The following is a 21,196-nucleotide window of genomic DNA, read 5'->3' on the forward strand; positions in this document are numbered from 1 at the left end:
GACTCCCTCGCAACCTTGCGTAGGAGCACAAGGCAAACGAGTTGTGAACGCTACCGTGTCAGTCGAGCATGGCCTCTAGCGTTTTGAGTTCATCGGCTTCGCGCGCGGGTTTGTCCCAGCGGATGCGGTTGATCCGCGGGAAGCGCATGGCCACGCCGGACTTGTGCCGAGTCGAGCGCTGCAGGCCCTCGAAGGCCACTTCGAACACCAGGCCGAACTCCAGGTCGGCCCGCACCGATCGCACCGGACCGAAGCGCTCGATCGTGTTGTCGCGGACGAACTTGTCGATCTGCTTCAGCTCCTCGTCGGTGAAACCGAAATAGGCCTTGCCCACGGGCGTGAGGGCGCGACAGCCCTCCTCGTCCTCGCGCCAGACGCCGAAGGTGTAGTCGGAATAGAAGCTGGACCGCTTGCCGTGGCCGCGCTGGGCGTACATCAGCACCGCGTCGATCAGGTGCGGGTCGCGCTTCCACTTGAACCACGGGCCCTTGGGCCGGCCGGGTTCGTAGACGCTGTCGCGGCGCTTCAGCATAAGGCCTTCCGACAGTCGGGCGTCGCCCTCGGGCGGGTTTAGGCGTAGGGCGGCCAGCTCATCCCACGAGCCGAACGGCTGCAGCGGTGAAAGGTCGATGCGCGGGGTGGCCAGCCGTCCGACGAACGCCTCGAGCCGCGCGCGGCGCTCGACGAAGGGCAGGGCGCGCAGGTCGTCCTCGCCGTCCAGCAAGAGGTCGTAGGCGCGGATCCCGGCCGGGAAGCTGGCCAGCTGCTTGCCGTCGACCGTCTTGCGGTTCAGCCGCTGCTGCAGGTCGCCGAACGGGGCCAGGGCGCCGTCGCGCAGGACCAACAGTTCGCCGTCGATCGCGCCCTCGAAATCCATGGCCTCGACCACGTCGGGGAAGGTCGCCGAGATGTCGTCGCCGGTGCGGGTGTAGAGCCGCCGCTCGCCGCGTTCGGCCACGGCCTGGACGCGGATGCCGTCCCACTTCCACTCGGCGATGTAGGCGGCGGGATCCAGCTTGGGAAAGTCGGTCTCCTCGTCGATCGGTTGGGCCAACATCACCGGGCGGAAGCGGCCGGGCGCGTCGGGCGATGGGCGCTCGGAGCGGCCCTCCAGCCAGGCGAACAGATCGCCATAGGGCGGCTCCAGGGCGTGCCAGATCTCCTCGATCTCGCCGATCTCGACCTGGCCGAAATTGGCGCAGGCCTGCTTGGCCAGGCGCGAAGACACCCCCACCCGCAGGCCGCCGGTCATCAGCTTCAAGAGCGCCCAGCGGCCGTCGGGGTCCAGGGCGTCCAGCCAACCCTCGATCAGTCGTTGCACCTCGGGCCGGGTGGCGGTGCGCAGGGCCTCGATGACCTCGGAGAGCTCCGGCGGCCGGTTGGCGCCGGGGCGCTGCGGCCAGACCAGGGCGACGGTCTCGGCCAGGTCGCCGACATAGTCGTAGGACCAAGCGAACAGCTGGGCGTCCATTCGCGCCTCGACGGCCTTGCGGATGAAGGCCGGCTTGGCGGCGTTGAACGACAGCGCGCCGGTCAGGGCCGCCAGGGCGTAGCCGCGGTCAGGGTCCGGCGTCTGGCGCAGGTGATCCTGGATCAGGGTCAGCTTGGCGTTGCGCGAGGCCGTCAGGGACAGCCGGTCGAGCAGGTGGGCGAAGGCGCGCATGGACATGGAATGTCGAGGGGCCCCGGTTCGTTCAGCCGCAGGCTCGCGCAAGTCGCGGTTCGATGCTAGATTAAAACAGTTGTTTGAATTTCGTGTCGAGGCGACGATGACCGACGACCTGATCCCCGAGGGCTTTGCGCCTCACAGCCGCAAGAGCCCGATCACCCAGCCGTGGGAGCCGCTGTATGCCAGTGCCCAGCCGGACCGGCTGGTGCTGGCCACCCGGATTCGCGAGGCGCACTGCAATTCGCGGGGGATGCCGCATGGCGGCTTCCTGGCGGCCCTGGCCGACAACGCCATGGGCCTGTCGCTGGGGGCCAATCTGGCGAACGCCAACCTGCCGGCCGGGGGCCTGGTGACCGTGTCCCTGACCCTGGACTATCTAGGCTCGGCGAAGCTCGGCCAATGGCTCGAGTTCGACACCGACTTCGTCAAGCTGGGCCGGTCGATCTGCTTCGCCGAGGCCACGGTGCGGGCGGATGGCCAGCCGATCGCCCGGGCGCGGGCGACGTTCAAAGTCCTGGACGCCAAGGCCGCCGCCTAGACAGCGATGGCCCTGGTGGGGGAACCGCAGGACGCTGGACGCGGCCCCCCACCTCCGGACCGAAGTCCGGAGCCCCCTCTCCCCCTGGGAAAGGCGACCTCTTAAGCCCGTTCGTGCACCGCTTCCTCGGCCGCGAGCGGCTGGGGCAGACGGCTGATCATCTCCTTCGGGCAGACCTGCCAGAACTGGTCGCGGACGCGGTCCCAGTCGCGCAGCAGGCTGGCGGCGAAGGCCGAGTCCGTCTCACGGGCGTGTTCGGCGATCAGCGAGCGCAGCACGCCTTCCCAATAGGGCGAGGCCAGGCGCTGCACGACGATGCTGTCGGGGTTGATGTTGTCCTGGAAGCGGTCGTGCTGGTCCAGAACGAACGCCATGCCGCCGGTCATGCCCGCGCCGAAGTTGCTGCCCGTCGGACCCAGGATCACCACCTGGCCGCCGGTCATGTATTCGCAGCCGTTGGCGCCGCAGCCTTCGACCACTGTCACCGCGCCCGAGTTGCGGACGGCGAAGCGTTCGCCCGCCTGGCCCGCCGCGAACAGCCGGCCCGAGGTGGCGCCGAACAGCACGGTGTTGCCGATCAGAGCGTTGGTCTCCGGCGCCGCGAGACCGCGTGTCGGCTTGATCACGATCGTCGCGCCCGACAGGCCCTTGCCGACATAGTCGTTGGCCTCGCCGGTCAGTTCGATGCGCAGACCCTGGACCGCGAAGGCGCCCAGGCTCTGGCCGGCCGAACCCTTCAGCTGGACGGTCAGGTGGCCCGAGGGCAGGCCCTTCATGCCGAACTTGCGGACGATGTGGCTCGAGGTCCGGGTGCCGATGGTGCGGGCGGTGCTGCGGACCGTGTAGGTCAGCTGCATCTTCTCGCCGCGCTCCAGCAGCGGAGCGGCGTCGCGGACGATCTGGGCGTCCAGCGTGTCCGGCACCGCGTTGCGGCCGACGACCGTGTTGTACGGCTTGTTCGAGCCGGGGTCGGCGCGGACCAGCAGCGGGTTCAGGTCGAGGTCGTCCAGGTGCTCGCCGCCGCGGCTGACCTGGGCCAGCAGGTCGGTGCGGCCGACAATTTCCTGCAAGCTCTTGAAGCCCAGGCCCGCCAGGATTTCGCGCACTTCCTCAGCCACGAAGGTGAAGAGGTTGATGACCTTGTCCGGCGTGCCGGTGAACTTGGCGCGCAGAGCCTCGTCCTGGGTGCAGACGCCGACGGGGCAGGTGTTGGAGTGGCACTGGCGCACCATGATGCAGCCCATGGCCACCAGCGAGGCGGTGCCGATGCCGAACTCCTCGGCGCCCATCATCGCGGCGATGACGACGTCGCGGCCCGTGCGCATACCGCCGTCGGCCCGCAGGACGACGGAGTGGCGCAGGTTGTTCAGGGTCAGGACCTGGTTGGCTTCCGACAGGCCCATTTCCCACGGACCGCCGGCGTACTTCACCGAGGTCTGGGGCGAGGCGCCCGTGCCGCCGACGCCGCCGGCGACCAGGATCACGTCCGCCTTGGCCTTGGCGACGCCGGCGGCGATGGCGCCGATGCCGGTGGCCGCGACCAGCTTGACCGTGACGCGGGCGATCGGGTTGATCTGCTTCAGGTCATAGATGAGCTGGGCCAGGTCCTCGATCGAGTAGATGTCGTGGTGCGGCGGCGGGCTGATCAGCATCACGCCAGGCGTCGAGTGACGCAGTCGGGCGATCATCTCGGTGACCTTGAAGCCGGGCAGCTGGCCGCCCTCGCCGGGCTTGGCGCCCTGGGCGACCTTGATTTCCAGCTCGACGCACTGGTTCAGATACTCGGCGGTGACGCCGAAGCGGCCCGAGGCGACCTGCTTGATGGCGCTGTTGGGGTTGTCGCCGTTGGGCAGCGGCTTGTAGCGCGCGCTGTCTTCGCCGCCCTCGCCCGAGACCGAGCGGGCGCCGATGCGGTTCATAGCGATGTTCAGGGCGCCGTGGGCCTCGGGGCTCAGCGCGCCCAGGCTCATGCCCGGCGTGACGAAGCGCTTGCGGATCTCGTTGACGCTCTCGACGTCGTCGGTCGAGATCGGGTTGCGGTCCGAACGCCAGTCCAAGAGGTCGCGCAGCTGGATCGGCTTCTGCGTGCGCAGGCCGTTGGACCAGCGGCGATAGAGCTCGAAATCACCGGTGTCGCAGGCCGTCTGCAGGGTGTGCATCAGGCGCGCTTCGAACGCGTGGGCTTCGCCCGAGCGACGGGCCTTGTACAGGCCGCCGACCGGCAGGGTCACGGCGCTGGCGCTCCAGGCCTTGCGGTGCAGCTCGACCGTCTTGCTCTCGATGCCGGCCAGGCCGATGCCCGAGATGCGCGAGGGCATGCCGGGGAAGAACTCGGCGGCCATGGCGCGCGACAGGCCGACGGCTTCGAAGTTGTAGCCGCCGCGGTACGAGGAGATGACGCTGATGCCCATCTTCGAGATGATCTTCAGCAGGCCGCCCTCGATGGCGCCCTTGAAGTTCAGGCAGACGTCGCGAAGCGTCTTGTCGCCGATCAGGCCGCGCTCCAGGCGATCTTGGAAGCTTTCCTGCGCCAGATAGGCGTTGACCGCCGTGGCGCCGACGCCGACCAGCACCGCGAAATAGTGGGTGTCCAGGCACTCGGCCGAGCGGACCACGATCGAGACGTACGAGCGCAGGCCCTTGGCGACCAGGTGGGCGTGGACGCCGCCGGTGGCCAGGATCATCGGCAGGGCGACGCGGCCGGCGTCGCTGGCCTCGTCGGTCAGGACGATGGCGCCGCAGCCGCGCAGCACGGCGTCTTCGGCCTCGGCCCGCACGCGGTCGAGGTTGGCGCGCAGGGCGTCGCCGGCGCGAGCCTCTTCGGCCGGCAGCGGCATGGTGCAGTCGATGACCGCGACGTTCTTCTCACCCAGCAGCTCGTGGATGCGGATGTACATGCCGGTGGTCAGCACGGGGCTTTCCAGCACGTAGACGTCGGCCTGCGCCGCGTCCTGGGCCAGGATGTTGCCCAGGTTCTTGAAGCGGGTCTTCAGGCTCATGACGCCGGTCTCCCGCAGGGGGTCGATCGGCGGGTTGGTCACCTGGCTGAAGTTCTGGCGGAAGAAGTGGCTGAGCGGACGATACTTCTCCGACAGCACCGCCAGCGGGGTGTCGTCACCCATCGAGCCGACGGCTTCCTTGCCCTCTTCGACCATGGGCGCCAGGACCATTTCCAGGTCTTCCAGCGAATAGCCGGCGGCGGCCTGACGACGGGTCAGTTCCTCACGACCGTACTTGCGCGGCTCGGGACCAGGCGCGATCTCCTGTTCGAGATTGACCATGTTGCCCAGCCACTCGGTGTAGGGGTGGCGGCCGGCCAGTTCGTCGATGATCTCGTCTTCGCCGTACAGGCGGCCCTCGGCCAGGTCGATGGCCAGCATACGGCCGGGCGAGATGGCCAGCTTGCGGGTGATGCGGCTTTCCTCGACGCCGCACATGCCCGCTTCCGAGCCCATGATCACCAGGCCGTCATCGGTATAGGCCACGCGCAGCGGACGCAGGCCCGAGCGGTCCTTGCCGGCCACGACCCAGCGGCCGTCGGTGGCGCACAGGGCGGCCGGACCGTCCCAGGGCTCCATCACGGCGTTGCAGTACGAATAGAGCGCCTTGTGGGCGTCCTTCATCTTGGGGTTCGAGGCTTCGGGCACCAGCAGCGCCTTGGCCATCGGCGCATCGCGGCCGGCGCGGACCAGCACCTCGAAGGTGTTGTCCAGGTTGGCGCTGTCCGAAGCGCCCGGCTGGATCACCGGCTTCACATCGTCCCCGAACTCACCGAAGGCCTGGGCGGCCATCTTGATCTCGTGGGACTTCATCCAGTTGATGTTGCCCTTGATGGTGTTGATCTCGCCGTTGTGGGCGAGCATCCGGAAGGGCTGGGCCAGACGCCACTGCGGGAAGGTGTTGGTCGAGTAGCGCTGGTGGAAGATCGCCACGGCGGCCGTGAAGCGCTCGTCCTTCAGGTCGGGATAGAACTCGTCGATCGCCTCGGCCAGGAACATGCCCTTGTAGATCAGCGAGCGGGCCGACAGCGAGCAGATGTAGAAGTCGGTGATGTTCTGGGCGTGGACGCGCTTTTCGATGCGCTTGCGGCACAGGAAGAGGGCGCGTTCCAGCGCCTCGCCTTCCAGGCCGGGCGCGCCGGCCAGCATGATCTGCTCGATTTCCGGACGGGTGGCGTTGGCCTTCTCGCCGATCACCGAGGTGTCGACGGGCACCTGGCGCCAGCCATAGATATAGAAGCCAAAGCGCAGGGCTTCCGCTTCCACGATCGTGCGGCAGGTCTCCTGGGCGCCCAGGTCGGTGCGCGGCAGGAAGATCTGGCCAACGGCGATCGGGCCCTGGCGCAGGGCGTGGCCGGTACGGCGCACCTGGTCGCTGAAGAAGTCCTGCGGAACGCTGACCAGCACGCCGGCGCCGTCGCCGGTCTTGCCGTCGGCGTCCACGGCCCCGCGGTGCCACAGGGCCTTCAGGGCCTTGATGGCCAGTTCGACGACTTCGCGACGCGGCTGGCCGTCGATGGCGCAGACCAGGCCGACGCCGCAGGCGTCGCGCTCGGTGGTCGGGTCATAGGCGTGACCGTCGATCAGCGCCTGGCGGTTCTTCAGATAGAGGTCCATCTCGCTCATGTTCGGGGTCCTCTTGTCTTATTCCGCCGCGATCAGCGCGGGCGCGCCGACCTTGGCCTGCAGGTAACGATGAATGGCGTCGGCGGCGTCGCGGCCGTCCTTGATCGCCCAGACGACGAGCGAGGCGCCGCGCACGATGTCGCCGGCGGCGAACACGCCGTCGAGATTGGTCATCTGATTGCGGACGTCGGCCTTGACCGTGCCCCAGCGCGTGACCTTCAGGTCGGGCGCCGACCATTGCTCGGGCAGGTTCTCGGGCTCGAAGCCGAGGGCCTTCAGCACCAGCTGAGCCGGACGATCGAAGTCGCCGCCGGGGATTTCCTCGGGGCTCTGGCGGCCCGAGGCGTCCGGGGCGCCAAGGCGCATGCGGATGGCGCGCACGCCGGTGACGGCGTCGGCTTCGCCCGACAGGGCGCGCGGGGCGGCCAGCCATTCGAAGGCGGCGCCTTCTTCCTCGGCGTTGGCGACTTCGCGCATCGAGCCGGGCATGTTGGCCTTGTCGCGGCGATAGAGGCAGGTCACCGACTTGGCGCCCTGGCGCAGGGCCGTGCGCACGCAGTCCATGGCGGTGTCACCGCCGCCGACCACGACCACGTCCTTGCCTTCGGCGTTTAGCTCGCCCGACTCGAAGGCCGGCACGGTGTCGCCCAGGTTCAGGCGGTTGGAGGCGATCAGATAGTCCAGCGCGGGCGAGACGCCCTTGCTGCCGCCGCCGGGCACGGAGAGGTCGCGGGCGGCATAGACGCCGACGGCGATCAGCACCGCGTCGTGCTTGGCGCGCAGGTCTTCCAAGGTGGCGTCCTTGCCGACTTCAAAGCCCAGCTTGAAGGCGACGCCGCCGTCGGCCAGGCGCTGGGTGCGACGCTCGACGACGTCCTTTTCCAGCTTGAAGCCGGGGATGCCGTAGATCAGCAGGCCGCCGGCGCGGTCGTGGCGGTCATAGACGGTGACGTCATAGCCGGCTTCGCGCAGCTTCTCGGCAGCGGCCAGGCCGGCGGGGCCCGCGCCGACGACGCCGACCGACTGGCCCCGGGCCGGACCGGCCGCCAGCGGCTTCACCCAGCCCATCTCCCAGGCTTTGTCGGTCAGGTAGCGCTCGACCGAGCCGATCGTCACGGTGCCGTGACCCGACTGCTCTATGACGCAGTTGCCTTCGCACAGACGGTCCTGAGGGCAGATCCTGCCGCAGACTTCCGGCATGGAATTGGTCGCCTGTGACAGGGCGTAGGCTTCTTCCAGGCGGCCCTCGGCCGTCATTCGCAGCCAGTCGGGAATGTTGTTGTGCAGCGGGCAGTGGGTCTGACAGAACGGCACGCCGCATTGCGAGCAACGCGAGGCCTGCTCGGTGGCTTTCGCATCGATGAAGTCGGCGTAGATCTCGTGGAAGTCGCCAGAACGCTCGGCGGCCGCGCGCTTTTCAGGCGTCTTGCGGGCCACCGTGGTGAATTTCAGCATGCGCTCGGCCATGCGACTTTCCTCGTCTGCCCAATGCGAATTTCATTGGGAGAAAAATTGCTCTCTGGGGCCTCATACGGACTCTCCGGGGCAATAAGAATGCGATTGTCAAAAAGATAGACTTATATATCCGCGTCTTGGGTGGGGTCTTTGAGATCGACTCGCAACACAAGCTAAAAGTGGTCCACTTTATGGATTAACGACGTATTTACCGTAGAAGGCGCACGCCCAGGCCAACGTCTGAGAGACAAGCGTCTAAAACGCAGGTGGGGACTTCAATGCCGGATTGGCTGATCGCACTCGTACTGGGCCTGATCGAGGGCCTGACCGAATTCATCCCGGTCTCGTCGACCGGCCACCTGCTGCTGGCGGGACACTTCATGGGCTTCAACAGCCCGGGCAACACCTTCCAGGTGCTGATCCAGTTGGGCGCGATCCTGGCGATCATCAGCGTCTATTTCGGCCGCCTGTGGGCGCTGCTGACCACGCTGCACACCGATCCGGGCACGCGGCGGTTCGTGACCGGCATCCTGCTGGCCTTCCTGCCGGCGGTGTTCGTCGGGGTGCTGGCCCACGATTTCATCAAGACCGTGCTCTACGAGAGCCCGACCCTGGTCTGCACCACCCTGATCGTCGGCGGCTTCATCCTGCTGGGGCTGGACCGCATGAAGTTCGAGCCGCGTTACACCGACGTGTCGCAGTATCCGCTGAAGACGGCCTTCATCATCGGGGTCTTCCAGTGCCTGGCCCTGGTGCCGGGCGTGTCGCGCTCGGGGGCGACGATCGCCGGCGCCCTGCTGCTGAAGTGCGACAAGCGTTCGGCCGCCGAGTTCAGCTTCTTCCTGGCCATGCCGACCATGGCCGGGGCGTTCGCCTACGACCTCTACAAGAACATCGACCTGCTCAGCGCCAAGGACCTGAACCTGATCGCCATCGGCTTCGTCGCCGCGCTGATCTCGGGCGTGTTCGTGGTCAAGACGGTGCTGAACTTCATCACCCGCCACGGCTTCGCGCCGTTCGCCTACTGGCGGATCGCGGTGGGCGTGGTCGGTCTGGCGGCGCTGTACATTCCTCGGTGATTTGGCCGCGCTGATCCAGATCCGTTTTCCCGGCGAAAGCCGGGACCCAGATCGTAGAGCTGTGAGGCGCATGCAGAAACGCCCGCGATCCAATCCGGATCGCGGGCGCTCTTGCATCTGGGCCCCGGCTTTCGCCGGGGAAGCGGCTTTTGTTAGAACGCGCCCGCCGGGGTCTCGGCGTACTGGCCGCCCTTGCGGTAGCGGTAGAGGTAGGACGGGACTACGGCCTCGACCGCGGTTCCGGCCACGCCCAGCTCGGCCAGGCCCGGCAGGCCGCCATCGGCGACGTTGTCGGTCTTCAGCATCTCGACCTGGTCGGTGGTCAGCGGCGGGGCCCAGGGAATGATCGAGCCCTGCAGGTCGCCCAGCGAGCCCAGCAGGCCGGCGATCGGCGAGGGCAGGGCGACCAGGGGGCGATTGCGGCCGGTCTCGGTCAGCACCAGCTGCATGATCTCGCGCATGGTGAAGATGGCCGGACCGCCCAGCTCGTAGGTCACGCCAACGGCGGCCGGGCTGGCCACGGTCTTGGCGATCGCCGCGGCGACGTCGCCGACGAACACCGGCTGGATACGCGTCTCGGCGCCGACCACCGGCATGATCGGTGACAGGGCGGCGATCTGGGCGAACTTGTTGAAGAACTTGTCGTCGACGCCGAACACCAGCGACGGACGCACGATGGTCGCGCCCGGGAAGGCGGCGCGCACGGCCTGTTCGCCTTCCGCCTTGGTGCGGAAGTATTTCGACTCGCTGTCGGCCTTGGCGCCCAGGGCGCTGACATGGACCAGCTGCTTGACGCCGGCCTTGGCCGCGGCCTGGGCCACGGTCTGGGCGGCCATCACATGGACCGACTGGAACTTCTGGCGGCCGCTCTCCCAGAGCACGCCCACCAGGTTCACGCAGGCCTCAGCGCCGTCCAACGCGCGGGCCACCGAGGCCGGGTTGCGGACATTGGCCTGGAAGACCTCGATCTGACCGACGTCGCCCAGCATGCGCATGCGATAGGCGAGATTGGGTTGGCGCACGGCCACGCGCACGCGATGACCCGCCTTGGCGAGCGCGCGCACCACTTGGCTGCCCACGAAACCCGTGCCGCCGAACACGGTGACCAGACCCTGCATCTTCATTCCTCGTCGCAAGACATGACCGGGGAATTAGACGACCACGGCCTTGTTCGCAACGAAATCACGATTTGTCGTTTTTGCCTGTTGACGCGATGAGAAGCTGCCCCTAAACGTCCCGGCCTCGCAGCGACCTACCCGGTTGCGCAGCGGGCCCAGGTGGCGGAATTGGTAGACGCGCTGGCTTCAGGTGCCAGTGACCGAAAGGTCGTGGAGGTTCGAGTCCTCTCCTGGGCACCACCCCTTATTTGCTTCATTTGATGAGGCGGGGGTGGCGCCAACTTCCCTAAAAGTTAGATATCCCGTTCATCGCGAGTATATGTGTCGCGCGCCTATAACGGTGCGTGGTTCGCCGCGCTGTATGCGCAGCTTCGCCGGAGATGTCTGAGAGTTGGCCAATTTCGTTCACGAGGGCGACCTGCCCGATGGCGTGTTCGCGGGCGCGAGCATCATTGCGATCGATTCGGAGACCATGGGTCTGCGTCTGGGGCGTGATCCTTTGTGTGTCGTCCAGCTGTCGTCGGGCGACGGCAACGCCCATGTCGTGCGCCTGGATCGCTCGACCTACAACTGCCCGAACCTGAAAGCCCTGCTCACGGACGCCAACGTCCTGAAGCTTTTTCACTTCGGGCGCTTTGATATCGCCATGTTCGAACTCCATCTGGGCGTGGTGACCGCACCCGTCTACTGCACCAAGATCGCCTCGAAGCTGGCGCGCACCTACACCGACCGCCACGGCCTGAAGGACGTGTCGCGCGAGCTGCTGGGCGTGGAGCTCTCCAAGGTCCAGCAGTCGTCGGACTGGGGCTCGGCCACGCTGTCGGCCGACCAGGTCGCCTATGCCGCCTCGGACGTGCTGCATCTGCACGCCCTGCGCGACAAGCTGAACGTCATGCTGGTGCGCGAGGGCCGGATGGCCCTGGCCGACGCCGCCTTCGCCTACCTCCCCCACCGCGCCTCGCTGGACCTGGCCGGGTGGGAGGACGTCGACATCTTCGCCCACAGCTAAGACGGACGGACGATGCACCCCACCGCGGTCATGACCGGACGAGCGATGAGCGCCGATCTCGCGCGCTGGCGCCGCCGCTCGCGTCGCGTGCTGGCTGCGCGCATCGTCCTGCCGGCCGCGATCGCGGGGCTGCTGCTGGTGGTGGTCGTCCAGGTGGGCTGGCGCACCTACATGGCCGCCGCCCATCCGCCGGCCGAGGCCAAGACCGAGATCCGCCTGATCACGCCGCGCTTCTACGGTCAGTCGACCGACGGGCGCAGCTTCATGATCACCGCCCGCTCGGCGATCCGCGACGACAACGACATGCGTCGCATCATTCTCGAGGAGCCGGCCCTGACCCTGGACCTGGGTTCGCCGACCCCGACGCGGATGACGGCCAAGAACGGCGTCTATCGTCAGGACGACTTCAGTCTGAACCTGAAGAACAATGTCCGGCTGGACGACGGCGCCGGCTATCGGTTCGCGTCCGAGCAGTCGGTGGTCGACACCAAGACCGGGGACGTCACGGGCGATACGGTGATGAGCGGCGAAGGTCCTACGGGGCAGGTGCAATCCAGCGCCTACTCCGTATATGACAAGGGCGATCGCATCGTTTTCCGCGGCGGGGTTCGCGCGCGCCTCGAACGGCAGTAAAGAACAGTTGAATGGCGCAGGTTCGCGAGCAAAGCGGGCTGCGACGGATGAGGAACATGGTTCTGATGAAGCGATGGACGGCGGCGGCGACGACCGCGTTGATCCTGGCTGGTATGGTCGGCGGCGTCGCTCACGCGCGCCAGAGCGCCTCGAGCGCGCCGATCGACGTGGCCGCCGACAACCAGGAAACGATCAACAGCAAGTGCATCACGATCTTCAGCGGCAACGTTGAGATCCTGCAGAACCGTTCGCGGATGCGCGCCGACAAGGTCACGGTCTACAGCGCCAAGAAGCCGGGCGCTGACAACCAGTGCGCCGACGCCCAGCGCATGGAAGCCGAGGGCAGCGTCTACATCGTCAGCCAGAACCAGCAGGCCCGCGGCGACCGCGCCGTCTACACCTTCAACAACAGCATCGCCGTCGTCACCGGCGACGTGGTGCTGGTCAAGGGCAAGGACGTGGCGCGGGGCGACCGTCTGACCGTCAACACCAAGACTAACGACGCCAAGCTGGAATCCACCGCCAAGGGCCGTGGAACCCAGCGCCGGGTCCGCGCGGTGTTCTACCAGAACGAAGACAAGACGACCGGCGCGCCCGCCGCGGCCGACCAGCGCCCGTAAGAAGATTCGTCAGTAGGACCGTCCATGACCCTGACCTCCAACGACATGGACGGCCTGTTCGTCGATTCCGTCGGCAAGTCGTTCGGCGACCGCCCGGTCGTCAAGAACGTCTCGCTGCGCCTCAAGCGCGGTGAGGTCGCGGGCCTGCTGGGTCCCAACGGCGCTGGCAAGACCACCTGCTTCTACATGGTCACCGGCCTGATCGCCGCCGACTACGGCGCGATCTATCTGGACGGCGAGAACATCACCGCCCAGCCGATGTTCCAGCGCGCCCGCCTGGGCGTGGGCTACCTGCCGCAGGAAGCCTCGATCTTCCGCGGCATGACCGTCGAGCAGAACGTCATGGCCGTGGTCGAGATGCGCCAGAAGGACTCGCGCAAGGCCCGCGAGCAGGTCACCAGCATCCTGGAAGAGCTGCGCATCACCCACATCCGCAAGTCGCCCGCCGTCGCCCTGTCGGGCGGTGAGCGCCGCCGCGTGGAAATCGCCCGCGCCCTGGCCAGCGAACCGTCCTTCATGCTGCTGGACGAACCGTTCGCCGGTATCGATCCCCTGGCCATCGCCGACATCCGCGAGGTGATCGGCTACCTCAAGGGTCGCGGCATCGGCATCCTGATCACCGACCACAATGTGCGCGAGACGCTGGACATCATCGACCGCGCCTCGATCATCCACGCCGGCGAGGTGCTGTTCGAGGGCTCGCCGCGCGAAATCGTCGAGAACCCGGAAGTTAAGCGCGTTTATCTGGGCGACAGCTTCAGCGAGCCTCGGCTCGGCGATTAACAGCGGCCAAAAGCGCGCAGGGGTGGGCAAAAGGCGCCTGCGTCATCGCTCCGCACGCTGATCAAGCCGTTGATCTTGCAGGGACAATGCGACTGGCACGATCTTTTCCAGGACGGAACGTCGCACCGGCCCGATATTTGCAAGTCTTCGCGACCCGTTAACCAAACCGGCCCTTCAATGGCGCTCGAAGTTTTTCGATCGTCAGGAGGGCGCATTGGCGCTCAGCCACCGTCTCGAGATCCGTCAGGGTCAGGGCCTCGTCATCACCCCGCAACTGCAGCAAGCGATCAAGCTTCTGCAGCTGTCGAATATCGAGCTCGACGCCTTCGTCGACGCGGAGTTGGAGCGTAACCCGCTTCTGCAACGCGACGAGGGTCAGCCCGAGCCCGTCGGTGAGGTTGAAGCCGAACGCGCCGCCAGCAACACCCAGCTCGACGCCGTCGCCGACAGCACGGCCGGCCGCGAGATGGACGCCCCGCACGAGGACGTCTCGCCGGGTGAACGCGCCACCGGCGACGGCGCCGAAGCCGAGCACGCCGGCGGCCAGATCGACTGGTCGCGCGCCGGCGGCGGCGGCTCGTTCGAAAGCGACGAGGGCTATGAGAGCGCCCTGACCGATATGCCGACCCTGGCGGCTCACCTGCGCGAGCAACTGGTCCAGGCGGCCTTGTCGCCGGCCCGCAACGCCATCGCCGAGATCCTGATCGATGCGGTCGATGAAGGCGGCTATCTGCGCCTCGACACCGTCGAGCTGGCCGCCCGCCTGGGCTGCAAGCTGGAGCTGGTCGAGGTGACCCTGGCGACCCTGCAGGGCTTCGAGCCGGTCGGCGTCTTCGCCCGCGACGTCCGCGAGTGCCTGGCGCTGCAGCTGAAGGACCTGAACCGCTACGACCCCTGCATGGCCGCCCTGCTCGACAATCTCGAGCTGCTGGCCAAGCGCGATCTCGTCAGCCTGCGCCGTCTGTGCGGCGTCGACGACGAAGACCTGCGCGACATGATCGCCGAGATCCGCTCGCTGAGTCCGCGTCCGGGCGCGGCCTATCACAGCGAGCCGGCCGAGACCCTGGTGCCCGACGTCATGGTCCGTGAGGGCCTGGGCGGCATGTGGCACGTCGAGCTGAACACCGACACCCTGCCGCGCGTGCTGGTCGACCAGCGCTACCACGCCCGCGTCTCCAAGGGCGCCAAGAGCGACCAGGAGAAGACCTTCGTCGCCGACTGCATGGCTACGGCCAACTGGCTGGTGAAGAGCCTGGATCAGCGCGCCAAGACCATCCTGAAGGTCTCCAGCGAGATCGTCCGTCAGCAGGACGGCTTCCTGGCCTTCGGCGTCGAGCATCTGCGCCCGCTGAACCTGAAGACCGTCGCCGACGCCATCGGCATGCACGAGAGCACGGTCAGCCGCGTCACTTCGAACAAGTACATCGCCACCCCACGGGGGGTGTTCGAGCTGAAGTTCTTCTTCACCTCGGCCATCCAATCGTCGGAAGGCGGCGAGGCCCACTCGGCCGCCAGCGTTCGCCACAAGATCAAGAGCCTGGTCGACGCCGAGAAGACGGAAAGCGACGTCCACTCCGACGACGCCATCGTCGAGATCCTGAAGACCGCCGGCGTCGACATCGCCCGTCGCACCGTCGCCAAGTACCGCGAAGCCCTGCGCATCCCGTCGTCGGTCGAGCGCCGCCGCCAGATGAAGCAGCCGGCTTCAAAGTCACTTTTGGCGCGCAAGGCGGCGGTCGAGCGGCTAACACTCGACCAAGGCGCGCGCCCTATCGCTCTCTCGCGCGTTCCTGACCGGGCGTTGACGAGGATTTGATGACCGACAAGAGCCTGGCCGACGTGATCGAGGGCTTCGGGGAGGACGCCAGTCCCACCCTGACAGTCGGCGAGATGCTGGAGGCGTTCGAGAGCCGCGCCTTTGGGGCCATGCTGCTGGTTTTCGGTCTGCTCAACACCCTGCCGCTGCCGCCAGGCTCCTCGACTATCCTGTCGCTGCCGATCCTGTTCCTGGCTCCGCAGATCGCCATGGGCGCGGACACGCCGTGGCTGCCGCGCGGACTGGTCGAAAAGCCCCTGAAGCGCAACGACCTGCGCGGCCTGTTCAAGCGCCTGGCGCCGATCGTGCGCAGCATGGAGCTGGTCACCCGTCCGCGGCTGAAGGCCCTGTTCTCGCCGCTGGGCGAGCGGGCCATCGGCGTGGTCTGCACCTTGCTGGCCTTGGTGCTGGTCCTGCCCATTCCCCTGGGAAATTTCGCGCCCGGCGCGACGGTCGCCGTGCTGGCCCTGGCGCTGCTGCAGAGGGACGGCTTTCTGGCGCTGTTGGGCTATCTGATGGCGTTGGGCAGCGGCGCTCTGCTGTTCGTCAGCGCCCATGTGGTGGTGATCGCCGTGCGCAAGCTGATTGGGGTGTTTTCGGGGCTGATGTAGGGGGAATCCGGACGTTTCCGTAAGGGGTACAGCCACGCTTGACACCCGTCCCGGACAGGCGCGTTGTATCGGTATGCAAGTCCAAGTCTCCGGCAAGCATGTCGACGTTGGTGAGGCTCTGCGAGCGCGAGTCTCCGACGAAATCACCCTGAGCATTGGCAAGTACTTCGACCGAGGCGGAGCCGCCGAAGTCGTGGTCAGCAAGGAGGGCTACGCCTTCCGTGTCGATTGCTCGGTAAAGCTGGCTTCGGGTCAGCAGCTCATCAGCCATGGATCGGGGGGTGACGCCCACGCGGCCTTCGATGCGGCGTTGTCGAAGATCGACACCCGCATCCGCCGCTACAAGCGCCGCCTCAAGAGCCATTCGGCGGCGGCGACGGCCAAGCAGGTCGAAAACGCCGCCATGTTCGTCCTTCGCGCTCCCGATATCGACGAGGGCGAAGAGCACGATTGGGATGTGGAAAACGACCACCCGACGGGCGCGCCCGCGGCCATGGTCATTGCGGAAACCCAAGCCGCTGTGAAGACGATGACCGTTTCCATGGCGGTCATGGAACTGGACTTGACCGCCTACCCGGCAATCGTGTTTAGGAACGCCGCCCATGGCGGATTGTCCGTGGTGTATCGACGTCCAGACGGCAACATCGGCTGGATCGATCCCGAGCGCACGAAGTCGCTGAACGGACACGCCGCGAACTAACCGGACCGCCCATGGTCTGGGGCGCCGCCGGCGGGTTTGGCTGGCGGCGTCGAGGCGGTCGACAAGAGCGAGCGTTGGAAGTCCATGACCATCGGCGATCTACTGGAGCCCGGAGCGGTGGCGCTACGCGCTGGCGCGCCTGGCAAGCGCCAGGCCCTTTCGATGGTCGCGGACGTCGCCGGCCGCGTTCTGGGCCTGGACGCCGACACGATCCTGGATGGTCTGATCGAACGTGAAGCCGCCGGCTCGACCGGCGTGGGCGAAGGCGTCGCCATTCCCCATGCACGTCTGGAAAGGCTGGACGGCATTCGCGCCGTCGTGGTGCGTCTGGACGCCCCGGTGGCGTTTGACGCCCTGGATGACAAGCCCGTGGACCTCCTGATCGCGCTCCTGGCCCCGCCAGAGGCCAATGCACAGCATCTGCGAGCCTTGGCTCGCGTGGCGCGCATGATGCGTCAGGCGGATATTCGCACGGCCCTGCGTCAGGCCCGCTCGGCCGACGCCATCCATGTGCTGCTGACCCAGGAAGCGGCCACGGCCGCTTGAGGCGGCTTGGCGGGCCTCTAGGGCCCGCCGCCATCATAAATCTAGTGAACCGACACCGGCGCCAGTTCGTGGGCGAGGGCGGCGGCGATCGCCGTGTCCCGGTCGATCATCACGGCCAGGCGCGCGCCGTCGGCGCGGCACACCGCGTACAGGGTCTGGTCGGGGGCCAGGTTGAAGTCCTCCACGCCCTCGGGGACGTCGGCGAGGATCTCGGCGGCCTTGATCGGCCGGACATAAACGAGGTCAGGCGCGCCAAGGGCCGCGAAAGCTTCGCTGGTGAACAGCGAATGGGTGTGGGTGTTGGGCGTCATGATGACCACCTCCTTCAACTAGGGAACGCGCCTTTTCCCGGCCGGTTCAGAGCCGGACCTCGCGGCGGGTTCGGCGCGGCCTTTCAGCCCGCGCTGCGGATCGGAATTTTCTTCACCAGGCGTTCCGGCTCGGGCCGAGCCAGGTCGATGTGCAGCAGGCCGTGCTCCAGGGTCGCGCCGCTGACCTCCATGCCCTCTGCGAGCACGAAGGTGCGCAGGAAGCCCCTGGCGGCGATCCCACGGTGCAGGAAGGCCCTCTCGGCCTCCGGACGACCCTCGACGTCGCGTTTGCCCGCTACGATCAACTGGCCGCCCTCTACGGTCACGTGCAGCTGGTCGGGCGAGAAGCCGGCCACCGCCAGGGTGATGCGCACCCCACCGTTTTCCGACTGTTCGACATTGTAGGGCGGATAGCTTTCCGAGGCGGCCTTGGCGGCGCGCTCGATCAGGTCTCGGGTGTGTTCGAAGCCCAGCAGGAAGGGGCTGTCGAACAGGATCGTCCGGGTCATCGCGAAGTCCTCGCTCAAGCGACTTCGTTCGTGGAGAGACAAACCCGGGGATCGGCGCAAGGTCCCCACGACACAGCCACAGAGATGGCGAGCGCGCGTGTAAGGTTCAAGAGGCGTGGGGTTCGAGAGCGCGCTGGGCGCGGGGGCCTGATGGCCAGGCCCAGAAATGGACAAGGCCCGGACGTTTCCGTCCGGGCCTTGATGGTGGAGCTTAGCGGAGTCGAACCGCTGACCTCTTGCATGCCATGCAAGCGCTCTACCAGCTGAGCTAAAGCCCCAATTTTTTCCTCGAAGACCTTGCGGTAACTCTCGGAAATCCTTGGTCTCTTCGGCGTTCCGGCTTGCGTCGCCCTCCGAAGAGGCGCGGAAACTAGTCCGGGATTTTTCGGGGATCAACCCCCCTCAGCGAACTTTTTTCGAGAAAAGTTTCGCATCCCTGGAAACGCCTGTGGATAGCCGGTTTCGAAAGCCCGAAACCGGCTATCCGGCAGGAATTAGTCGTCGTCGCCCTCGCCGGGCAGGCCTTCGATCTCGTCCTCGAGATTGTCGTCGTCGTCCTCGTCCTCCAGGAACGGAACGTCGTCGGCTTCCTCGTCTTCGAGTTCTTCGTCTTCCGCGAAGTCGACGCCCAGGTCGCCGTCGCCCGAGGGCGAGCTCGAACCGGGTTCGGAATCCTCGTCGTCGGACTCGACAACGTCGGCCTCGGCCGCCTCGTCGATTTCCGGCGTTTCGTCGGCTTCGTCCTCGTAGCCGTCCTGCTCCTTGGGAGCCGGGGCTTCCTTCTCGTCCTCGGCGTCATAGTCGGGCGTGACCGCGCGGGCGCGGACACGGCGCGACTTCAGCGCCTCTTCCGGATCGAACTGCTCACCACACTTGGGGCAGACGGCCGGACGACGGTTGAGATCGTAGAACTTCGATTGGCAGTTGGGGCAGATTTGTTTTGCGCCCAAGTCGGGATTGGCCAAGTTGGCGACCCTTTGATCCTGATGGGAAAAGCGGCCGGTCACTTGCCATGACGAGAGGCCGCTGTCAAAAGCAAACCCCTTCGCGAAAACCACCAAGTACTAAGGAGCCGGTTTCGGCATGTCGTCGGCTGGATTGAAGAGCGCACCCGCAGGCGCTCTGCGAGGGATCGTGCGGGCCCCGGGCGATAAGTCCATTTCTCACAGATCGATGATCCTGGGCGCGCTGGCGACTGGGACCACGACGGTCGAAGGCCTCCTGGAAGGCGACGACGTCCTGGCGACCGCGCGGGCCATGCAGGCCTTCGGCGCGCGCATCGAGCAGGAGGGCGTCGGTCGCTGGCGCATCGAGGGCAAGGGCGGCTTCGAGGAGCCGACCGACGTCATCGACTGCGGCAACGCCGGCACCGGCGTGCGTCTGATCATGGGTGCAGCGGCGGGTTTCGCCATGTGCGCCACCTTCACCGGCGACAATTCTCTGCGTGGCCGTCCGATGGGCCGGGTGCTGGATCCGCTGGCCCGCATGGGCGCGACCTGGCTGGGCCGCGACAAGGGCCGCCTGCCGCTGACCCTGAAGGGGGGCAATCTGCGCGGCCTCAACTACACGCTGCCGATGGCCTCGGCCCAGGTGAAGTCGGCCGTGCTGCTGGCCGGCCTGCACGCCGAGGGCGGCGTCGAGGTCATCGAGCCGGAAGCCACCCGCGACCACACCGAGCGGATGCTTCGCGCCTTCGGGGCCGAGGTGATCGTCGAGGACCGCGTCGCCGGCGAGCACACCATCCGCCACATCCGCCTGCCCGAGGGCCAGAAGCTGACCGGCACGCACGTGGCCGTGCCCGGCGACCCGTCGTCGGCGGCCTTCCCGCTGGTGGCTGGCCTGCTCGTTCCCGGTTCGGAAGTGACGGTCGAGGGCGTTATGCTCAACGAGCTGCGCACCGGCCTCTTCACCACCCTGCAGGAGATGGGCGCAGACCTGGTCATCTCGAACGTCCGCGTCGCCAGCGGCGAGGACGTCGGCGACATCACGGCCAAGTTCTCCAAGCTCAAGGGCGTCGTGGTGCCGCCCGAGCGCGCGCCGTCGATGATCGACGAATATCCGATCCTGGCCATCGCCGCCGCCTTCGCGGAAGGCGAGACGGTGATGCGCGGCGTTGGCGAGATGCGCGTCAAGGAAAGCGACCGTATCGCCCTGACCGCGGCGGGCCTGGAGGCCTGCGGCGTCGACGTCGAGGAGGAGCCGGAAGGCTTCATCGTTCGCGGCACCGGCCAGCCGCCGCGCGGCGGCGCGACCGTCGAGACGCATGGCGACCACCGGATCGCCATGAGCCACCTGATCCTGGGCATGGCCGCGCAGGAGGCCGTGTCGGTCGACGAGCCTGGCATGATCGCCACCAGCTTCCCCGGCTTCGTGGAGCTGATGCGCGGTCTGGGCGCGACCCTGAGCGAGGCCTGATCACATGGGCTTCATCATCGCCGTCGACGGTCCGGCCGCGTCGGGCAAGGGCACCGTGGCCTCGCGCCTTGCGGCTGCTTACGGCCTGCCGATGCTGGACACCGGCCTGCTATATCGCGCCGTCGGCGTGAGGCTGCTGGCCATCGGCGGCGACCTGGACGACCCGTCCGCCGCCGAGGCCTCGGCCCGGGGGCTGGATCTCTCGGAACTGGAGAAGCCGGAGGTGCGCACCCGCGCCGCCGGCGAGGCCGCCAGCCGTGTGGCCGTTCATCCGGGCGTGCGAAAGACGCTGTTTGACCTGCAGCGCGCTTTCGCCGAGCGGGAGCCCGGTGCGGTGATCGACGGCCGCGACATCGGCACGGTCATCGCCCCCGACGCCCACGCCAAGCTCTATGTCACCGCCAGCCCGGAGGTGCGCGCCGACCGCCGCTGGAAGCAGCTGACGGGGCAGGGCGAAAGCGTCACCTTCGACGAGATCCTGGCCGACATCCACAAGCGCGACGCGCGCGATGGCGGCCGCAAGGACGCCCCCATGACCCAGGCTGTGGACGCTATCTTGCTCGACACCTCGGAAATGAGTATAGAGCAGGCCTTCGATGCGGCCCGCCGTATCGTCGAGGACGCGCGCGCCCGGTCGGGAAACCTCCCGGGCTAATCCACCGCCGACCTCGCCGTGACCCAGAAAGTCGCGGGACCCGCTTCAAAACCCTCTTCATCCGGAATCCCGAGAACCGTCATTCGGCGGCGCTCATCGCAGGG

17 protein-coding genes, 2 tRNA genes and 2 pseudogenes are annotated in these 21,196 nt (G+C 67.2%); 13 read left to right on the forward strand and 8 right to left on the reverse strand.

Annotated elements, in window-relative coordinates:
* Nucleotides 1-58: 58 nt before the first annotated feature.
* Nucleotides 59-1,669 (reverse strand): cisplatin damage response ATP-dependent DNA ligase, encoded by a 1,611-nt coding sequence (locus ABDW31_RS05595; protein WP_184715336.1) that lies wholly within the window; start codon nucleotides 1,667-1,669, stop codon nucleotides 59-61.
* A 100-nt stretch (nucleotides 1,670-1,769) separates the two neighbouring features.
* Here ABDW31_RS05595 and ABDW31_RS05600 point away from each other — a divergent pair, with 100 nt between their 5' ends.
* Nucleotides 1,770-2,207 (forward strand): PaaI family thioesterase, encoded by a 438-nt coding sequence (locus tag ABDW31_RS05600; RefSeq protein WP_184715338.1) that lies wholly within the window; start codon nucleotides 1,770-1,772, stop codon nucleotides 2,205-2,207.
* A gap of 101 nt (nucleotides 2,208-2,308) precedes the next feature.
* On the opposite strand, the gene gltB is transcribed toward ABDW31_RS05600, so the two are convergent.
* Nucleotides 2,309-6,832: a glutamate synthase large subunit gene (gene gltB / locus ABDW31_RS05605; RefSeq protein ID WP_184715340.1), complete on the reverse strand. Its 4,524-nt coding sequence runs from the start codon at nucleotides 6,830-6,832 to the stop codon at nucleotides 2,309-2,311.
* 18 nt (nucleotides 6,833-6,850) lie between these two features.
* Nucleotides 6,851-8,299: an NAD(P)-dependent oxidoreductase gene (locus tag ABDW31_RS05610; RefSeq protein ID WP_184715342.1), complete on the reverse strand. Its 1,449-nt coding sequence runs from the start codon at nucleotides 8,297-8,299 to the stop codon at nucleotides 6,851-6,853.
* 266 nt (nucleotides 8,300-8,565) lie between these two features.
* Here ABDW31_RS05610 and ABDW31_RS05615 point away from each other — a divergent pair, with 266 nt between their 5' ends.
* A complete protein-coding gene (locus ABDW31_RS05615; RefSeq protein WP_184715344.1) occupies nucleotides 8,566-9,366 on the forward strand; it encodes an undecaprenyl-diphosphate phosphatase in 801 nt (266 codons plus the stop codon).
* Nucleotides 9,367-9,518: 152 nt separating this feature from the next.
* On the opposite strand, the gene ABDW31_RS05620 is transcribed toward ABDW31_RS05615, so the two are convergent.
* Nucleotides 9,519-10,484, reverse strand: coding sequence for a complex I NDUFA9 subunit family protein (locus tag ABDW31_RS05620; protein ID WP_184723533.1), 966 nt, complete (start codon nucleotides 10,482-10,484; stop codon nucleotides 9,519-9,521).
* A 153-nt stretch (nucleotides 10,485-10,637) separates the two neighbouring features.
* On the opposite strand from ABDW31_RS05620, the gene ABDW31_RS05625 reads away from it, so the two are divergent.
* The 9 genes and pseudogenes from ABDW31_RS05625 (at nucleotide 10,638) to ptsN (ending at nucleotide 17,202) form a co-directional block, all read left to right on the forward strand.
* Nucleotides 10,638-10,724, forward strand: a tRNA-Leu gene (locus ABDW31_RS05625).
* Between the two features lie 151 nt (nucleotides 10,725-10,875).
* A complete protein-coding gene (locus tag ABDW31_RS05630) occupies nucleotides 10,876-11,493 on the forward strand; it encodes a ribonuclease D (RefSeq protein WP_184715346.1) in 618 nt (205 codons plus the stop codon).
* Nucleotides 11,460-12,126 (forward strand): annotated as a pseudogene (lptC, locus tag ABDW31_RS05635) (LPS export ABC transporter periplasmic protein LptC). Before ABDW31_RS05630 ends, lptC begins: the two are co-directional and overlap by 34 nt.
* A gap of 65 nt (nucleotides 12,127-12,191) precedes the next feature.
* Nucleotides 12,192-12,746, forward strand: a complete 555-nt coding sequence (locus ABDW31_RS05640; RefSeq protein ID WP_184723535.1) for an LptA/OstA family protein — start codon at nucleotides 12,192-12,194, stop codon at nucleotides 12,744-12,746.
* A gap of 24 nt (nucleotides 12,747-12,770) precedes the next feature.
* Complete coding sequence (gene lptB, locus ABDW31_RS05645) at nucleotides 12,771-13,529, forward strand: LPS export ABC transporter ATP-binding protein (protein WP_172267338.1); 759 nt, start codon at nucleotides 12,771-12,773, stop codon at nucleotides 13,527-13,529.
* Nucleotides 13,530-13,743: 214 nt separating this feature from the next.
* Nucleotides 13,744-15,228 (forward strand): annotated as a pseudogene (rpoN, locus tag ABDW31_RS05650) (RNA polymerase factor sigma-54); the annotation flags it as partial.
* Between the two features lie 113 nt (nucleotides 15,229-15,341).
* A complete protein-coding gene (locus ABDW31_RS05655; protein ID WP_184715352.1) occupies nucleotides 15,342-15,956 on the forward strand; it encodes an exopolysaccharide biosynthesis protein in 615 nt (204 codons plus the stop codon).
* A 73-nt stretch (nucleotides 15,957-16,029) separates the two neighbouring features.
* The gene (gene raiA, locus ABDW31_RS05660; protein ID WP_184715354.1) at nucleotides 16,030-16,656 is read left to right on the forward strand and encodes a ribosome-associated translation inhibitor RaiA; all 627 of its coding nucleotides are present in this window, start codon (nucleotides 16,030-16,032) and stop codon (nucleotides 16,654-16,656) included.
* Between the two features lie 84 nt (nucleotides 16,657-16,740).
* Nucleotides 16,741-17,202 carry a PTS IIA-like nitrogen regulatory protein PtsN gene (ptsN, locus tag ABDW31_RS05665; protein WP_184715356.1) on the forward strand — a complete coding sequence of 154 codons (462 nt, stop codon included), beginning with the start codon at nucleotides 16,741-16,743 and terminating at the stop codon, nucleotides 17,200-17,202.
* Nucleotides 17,203-17,243: 41 nt separating this feature from the next.
* Here ptsN and ABDW31_RS05670 read toward each other — a convergent pair whose 3' ends face one another.
* The 4 genes from ABDW31_RS05670 to ABDW31_RS05685 form a co-directional block, all read right to left on the reverse strand.
* Nucleotides 17,244-17,513: a DUF1150 domain-containing protein gene (locus tag ABDW31_RS05670; RefSeq protein WP_184715358.1), complete on the reverse strand. Its 270-nt coding sequence runs from the start codon at nucleotides 17,511-17,513 to the stop codon at nucleotides 17,244-17,246.
* Between the two features lie 83 nt (nucleotides 17,514-17,596).
* Nucleotides 17,597-18,022 (reverse strand): Hsp20 family protein, encoded by a 426-nt coding sequence (locus tag ABDW31_RS05675; protein WP_184715360.1) that lies wholly within the window; start codon nucleotides 18,020-18,022, stop codon nucleotides 17,597-17,599.
* A gap of 202 nt (nucleotides 18,023-18,224) precedes the next feature.
* Nucleotides 18,225-18,300, reverse strand: a tRNA-Ala gene (locus ABDW31_RS05680).
* 216 nt (nucleotides 18,301-18,516) lie between these two features.
* The gene (locus tag ABDW31_RS05685) at nucleotides 18,517-18,987 is read right to left on the reverse strand and encodes a TIGR02300 family protein (RefSeq protein ID WP_184715362.1); all 471 of its coding nucleotides are present in this window, start codon (nucleotides 18,985-18,987) and stop codon (nucleotides 18,517-18,519) included.
* 118 nt (nucleotides 18,988-19,105) lie between these two features.
* On the opposite strand from ABDW31_RS05685, the gene aroA reads away from it, so the two are divergent.
* Both aroA and cmk read left to right on the forward strand, forming a co-directional pair.
* Entirely contained in the window at nucleotides 19,106-20,437 is a 1,332-nt protein-coding gene (gene aroA / locus ABDW31_RS05690; protein WP_184715364.1) for a 3-phosphoshikimate 1-carboxyvinyltransferase, read from the forward strand.
* Between the two features lie 4 nt (nucleotides 20,438-20,441).
* Entirely contained in the window at nucleotides 20,442-21,092 is a 651-nt protein-coding gene (gene cmk / locus ABDW31_RS05695) for a (d)CMP kinase (RefSeq protein WP_184715366.1), read from the forward strand.
* The last annotated feature ends 104 nt before the right edge of the window (nucleotides 21,093-21,196 follow it).

Source organism: Caulobacter sp., from assembly GCF_039596335.1.
Classification (GTDB): domain Bacteria; phylum Pseudomonadota; class Alphaproteobacteria; order Caulobacterales; family Caulobacteraceae; genus Caulobacter.